The organism is Streptomyces sp. NPDC059851 (assembly GCF_042732005.1).
Classification (GTDB): domain Bacteria; phylum Actinomycetota; class Actinomycetes; order Streptomycetales; family Streptomycetaceae; genus Streptomyces.
The window spans coordinates 64906-69697 of sequence record NZ_JBHWJJ010000033.1 but is presented as its reverse complement, the minus strand read 5'-3'; the positions used below and the strand labels follow the sequence as shown (position 1 = coordinate 69697).

Genomic DNA, 4792 nt, shown 5'->3' with positions numbered 1-4792 from the left:
TTTACACCCACACGACGGCAAACGCTATATTGCTCGGTCTGGTGGGCTGGGTGTTGTGTATAAGAGACAGAGGCCCGCCACCGCACCGGGGGGCGGGCCTCACGCGTGGTGCGGTGTGTGGCGGGGGGTCAGTCCTCGCCGAGGTAGGCCTTGCGGACGTCCTCGTCGTGGAGGAGCTCCTGGCCGGTGCCCGAGAGCACGATCTTGCCGATCTCCATCACGTGGGCCTGGTCGGCCAGCGAGAGGGCGGCCTGGGCGTTCTGCTCGACGAGCAGGATGGTGGTGCCCGTGGACTTGAGCTCGGCGATGGTGGCCATGATCTTGTGCATCATCAGCGGGGAGAGGCCCATGGAGGGCTCGTCCAGCATGAGGAGCTTGGGGCGGGACATGAGGGCCCGTCCCATGGCGAGCATCTGCTGCTCACCGCCCGAGAGGGTGCCGGCGGCCTGCTTACGGCGTTCGCCCAGGATGGGGAACATGTCGTAGGCGCGCTGGATGTCCTTCTCGATGCCTTCCTTGTCGCTGCGGAGGAAGGCTCCGAGCTGGAGGTTCTCGGCGATCGTCAGCCGGGGGAAGATGTGGCGTCCCTCGGGGGAGTGGGCGAGGCCCAGGGAGACGATCTTGTGGGCGGGAACGGAGCCGAGGGGCTGGCCGTCGAAGGTGATGGTGCCGGACCGGGGCTTGATGAGTCCGGACAGGGTGCGCAGGGTGGTCGTCTTGCCGGCGCCGTTGGTGCCGACGAGGCAGACGATCTGGCCTTCTTCGACGGTGAAGGAGATGCCCTTGACGGCTTCGATCTTGCCGTAGGCCACCTTGAGGTCGTTGACCTCGAGGAGTGCGGTCACTTGGCTTCTCCGTCCTTGCTGGTGGTGCTGTCCGCGGCTGCCGCCTCGGCTTCGGCGTCGGCCTCGGTGTCGGCGTCGGCCTCGGTGTCGGCCTCGGCCTCGGCGTCGGCGGCCGGGGCGGGGGCGTCCGTGGTGTCGGCCTCCGTCTCGGTCTCCGTGGCTTCGGCCGCGTCGGCGTCCGTGGTGTCGGCGGCTTCCGTCGCCTCGGTCTCCGTGGCCTCGGCTTCCGCCGTGTCGGCGGCCGTGTCGGCGGCCGGCTCGGCGTCGGCGTCGGCGGCTGCGGCCTCGGCGGCCTCGACCTCGGCGTCCTCGGCCTCGGCTTCGGCGGCCGGGGGCTCGAAGGGTTCGCCGAGGTAGGCGGCGATGACGCGCTCGTCGCCCTGGACCTCGGCGGCGGTGCCCTCGATGAGCTTCTCGCCCTGGACGAGGCAGGCGACGCGGTCGCAGAGGTTGAAGATGAACCGCATGTCGTGCTCGATGACGAGGACGGCGATGCCCTTGTCGCGGATGGCGAAGATGAGCTCTTCCGCGGCGCGGGTTTCCTGCGGGTTCATGCCGGCGGTGGGCTCGTCGAGGAGCAGGAGGCCGGGGTCGCTGGCGAGGGCGCGGGCGATTTCGAGCTTGCGCTGCTCGCCGTAGGGGAGGTTCTTCGCCAGGTGCTGGGCCTTGTGCTCCAGGCCGATGAACTCGAGGAGTTCCATGGCGCGGGCCTCGGAGGCGGCTTCGGCCTTCTTGAAGCCGGGGCCGCGCAGGAGGGCGGACCAGAGGCCTTCCTTGGTGCGGGTGTGGCGTCCGACGAGGACGTTTTCCAGCACGGTCATGTTGGAGAAGAGCCGGATGTTCTGGAAGGTGCGGGCGATGCCTGCCTTGGTGACCAGGTGCGGCTTGGGCGGCAGGACGGTGCCCTTGTAGCTGACGGTGCCCTCGGTGGGGACGTACAGGCCGGTGAGGCAGTTGAAGAAGGTGGTCTTGCCGGCGCCGTTGGGGCCGATGAGACCGACGATCTCGCCGGAGTTGACCTGGAGGTCGACGCCCTTGACGGCGGTGAGGCCGCCGAAGCGCATGGTGACGCCGCTGGCCTGGAGGACCGTCTCGCCGGCCGGGGCGGCGGAGGGCTTGGTGGTGGTGTCGGTGGTGGTCGTCATGGTGTTCACGCACCCGCCTTGGCCGTGGCCAGGTCGGTGGGAGCCTGGTCGGCGGTGTCGTCGTGGTACTCGAGCTGTGCGCGCTTGTCGGCGATGAGGCCTTCGGGGCGCAGGCGCATGAGCAGGATGAGGGCGATGCCGAATCCGAGGAGCTGGTAGTCCTGGAGGAACTGGAGCTTCGCGGGGATCAGGAAGAGGAGTGCGGAGCCGAGGATGGGTCCGCGGATGGTTCCCATGCCGCCGAGGATGACGGCGGCGAGGAGGAACGCGGAGTTGGGGGGCACGGGTCCGGCGAAGACGTAGTTCTCGGGGACGACCGTGGTGTTGACGTGGGCCTGGACGGTGCCGGCGAGGCCGGCGAGGGTGGCGCCGAGGGCGAAGGCGATGAGCTTGACGCGGAAGCCGTTGATGCCCATGGCTTCGGCGGCGGTCTCGTCCTCGCGGATGGCGATCCAGGCGCGTCCGATGCGGCTGTTGCCGGCGCGGGCGAAGACCAGGATGACCAGGGCCATGACCAGCAGCATCAGGAGGTAGTAGTTGGCGTAGGCGCCGAGGGTGATGCCGAGGACGTCGTGGGCTTCGCCGAAGTTCCACCCGAAGAGTTCGAGGTGGGGGATGTTCGGGATGCCGTTGGGGCCGTTGGTGACCTGGGGGCCGGAGGTGCCGTCGAGGTTGCCCATGGCGATGCGGAAGATTTCTCCGAAGCCGAGGGTGACGATGGCGAGGTAGTCGCCGCGCAGGCGGAGGGTCGGGGCGCCGATGACGACGCCGAAGACCAGGGAGGCGAGGGCGCCGACGATGACGGCGGCCCAGAAGGGGAGGTGGAGGCCGAAGGCGGAGGCGGTGCTTCCGGAGACCAGGGCGGCGGTGTAGGCGCCGACGCCGAGGAAGGCGACGTAGCCGAGGTCGAGGAGGCCGGCGAGGCCGACGACGACGTTGAGGCCGAGGGCGACGGTCGCGAAGATCAGGATGTTGACCGCGATGAGGGTGTAGGTGTCGCCGCTCTGCTGGATGAAGGGGAAGCCGATGAAGGCGGCCGCGGTTGCGATGACGGCGACCTGGCGGTGGTTCGCGGTGATCTCGGCGAAGCGGTCGGTGACACCGGACTTGATGAGGCCGGTGGCGGCGAGGCTGACCGTGATCAGGTACGCGATGAAGAGCTGCGGTTCCTTGTCGTCGGTGTCGATGCCGAAGGTGATCACGAAGAGGCCGAGGGCGTAGACGCCGACGATGATCAGGATTTCGGCCCAGGAGGGCAGCTTCGTGGTGGTGGCGGCGGCCTTGCGAGTGTCGTCGGTGAGCTTGAACGCGGCGAGGGCCGGGATCAGGGAGCCGACGAGGGCGAGGTAGGCGCCGGGTTCGAGGTGGACGATGCCGCCGAGTTCGACGGAGATGGCGGCGGCGGTGAACCAGGTGGTGGCCGCCGCGCCGAGGGCGAGGAACCGCAGGGCCTTGGTGGCGCCCTTGGGGGCGAGCCAGCCGAGGCCCTTGGTGCCCAGGGCGGAGAGGGCGTAGAGGGCGGTGAGCAGGGCGCCGACGAGGCTGAGCATCTGCAGGGGCGCCGGGTACCCGTAGAGGGTGAGGTTGCCGGGGAAGGCGTCGGTCCACGTCCAGGCGAGGAAGGCGCTGATGACGGTGAGGAGCGAGCCGCCGGTGATGGCGTACAGCAGGGTGGTGCTGTTGTCGGTCTTCTCCGCCGCGGTGGGGCTGAGGGTGGCTTCGTTGGTGGTCATGGTTCTCACGCCCGATCCGTGACGCGCTGGCCGAGCAGGCCTTGGGGCCGCACGAGGAGGACGACGATGAGGAGTACGAAGGCCCAGACGTTGGACCAGGCGCCACCGCCGAGCTGCTGCATGCCGGGGATCTCTTCGATGTAGGCGATCGAGAGGGATTCGGCGAGTCCGAGGACGACGCCGCCGACCATGGCGCCGTAGATGTTTCCGATGCCGCCGAGGACGGCGGCGGTGAAGGCCTTGAGTCCGAGGATGAAGCCCATCTCGAAGTTGATCTGGCCCTTGTCGACGCCGTAGGCGACGGCGGCGACGGCGGCGAACGCGGCACCGATGGCGAAGGCCATGACGATGATGCGGTCGGTGTTGATGCCCATGAGCTTGGCGGTGTCGGGGTCCTGGGCGGTGGCCTGCATGGCGCGGCCGCTGCGGCTCTTGGAGACGAAGACGCCGAGGGCGAGCATGCAGAGCGGGGCGAGGGCCAGGACGAAGGCGTCCGCGCGCTGGATGGCGAGGTTGTCGGTGATCTGGAACGCCTTGCCGGTGAACTCGGGGAAGCTCACTGCCTTTTTGGCGTCCGGGTAGAACTGCCAGACGAGCTGCTGGAGCGCGATCGAGAGGCCGATGGCGGTGATGAGGGGTGCCAGGCGGGGGGCGCTGCGCAGTGGCCGGTAGGCGAAGCGTTCGGCCGCGGTCGCCACGGCGACGGAGGCGAGGGCGCCTCCGAGGATCATGAGGGGTATCGCCACCAGGAGCGAGGTTCCGCTCGGGAGTGCGGTGTAGGTGGTGAGGGCGCCGAAGCCCCCGATCATGAAGATCTCGCCGTGGGCGAAGTTGATGAGCTGGACGATGCCGTAGACCATGGTGTACCCGATGGCGATGAGGCCGTAAAGGGCACCGAGGGCAAGGCCGTTGGCCAGCTGTTGCGGCAGTTCGTGCACCGCAGGGCCTCCGATGTGCGTGTCGGATAAGAGTCCGGGGGGGGGGGGGGGGTGGGGGCGCCCGCGGCGGGGTGGGTTGGGGGGGGGGGGTGGTGGGGGCGGGAGGGGGGGGGGGGACTGGGTTGTTTTGG

At 69.2% G+C, this 4792-nt stretch carries 4 protein-coding genes; all 4 read right to left on the bottom strand.

Going from position 1 to position 4792, the window contains the following annotated elements; genetic code table 11:
* Positions 1–128: 128 nt before the first annotated feature.
* The 4 genes from ACFV7Q_RS14650 to ACFV7Q_RS14635 are packed head-to-tail and all read right to left on the bottom strand — an operon-like array spanning position 129 to position 4661.
* Positions 129–845 (bottom strand): ABC transporter ATP-binding protein, encoded by a 717-nt coding sequence (locus ACFV7Q_RS14650; protein ID WP_385428317.1) that lies wholly within the window; start codon positions 843–845, stop codon positions 129–131.
* On the bottom strand, positions 842–1990 hold the full coding sequence (locus tag ACFV7Q_RS14645; protein ID WP_385428322.1) for an ABC transporter ATP-binding protein: 1149 nt from the start codon (positions 1988–1990) through the stop codon (positions 842–844). The genes ACFV7Q_RS14650 and ACFV7Q_RS14645 overlap by 4 nt, the downstream gene beginning before the upstream one ends.
* Positions 1991–1995: 5 nt before the next feature.
* Positions 1996–3723, bottom strand: coding sequence for a branched-chain amino acid ABC transporter permease (locus tag ACFV7Q_RS14640; RefSeq protein WP_385428315.1), 1728 nt, complete (start codon positions 3721–3723; stop codon positions 1996–1998).
* Between the two features lie 5 nt (positions 3724–3728).
* Positions 3729–4661, bottom strand: coding sequence for a branched-chain amino acid ABC transporter permease (locus ACFV7Q_RS14635; protein ID WP_385428314.1), 933 nt, complete (start codon positions 4659–4661; stop codon positions 3729–3731).
* Between the last annotated feature and the right edge of the window lie 131 nt (positions 4662–4792).

Coding starts and splice junctions, on each gene's coding strand:
- ACFV7Q_RS14640 (WP_385428315.1), bottom strand. CDS start 3,723: ATGACCACCAACGAAGCCACCCTCAGCCCCACCGCGGCGGAGAAGACC.
- ACFV7Q_RS14645 (WP_385428322.1), bottom strand. CDS start 1,990: ATGACGACCACCACCGACACCACCACCAAGCCCTCCGCCGCCCCGGCC.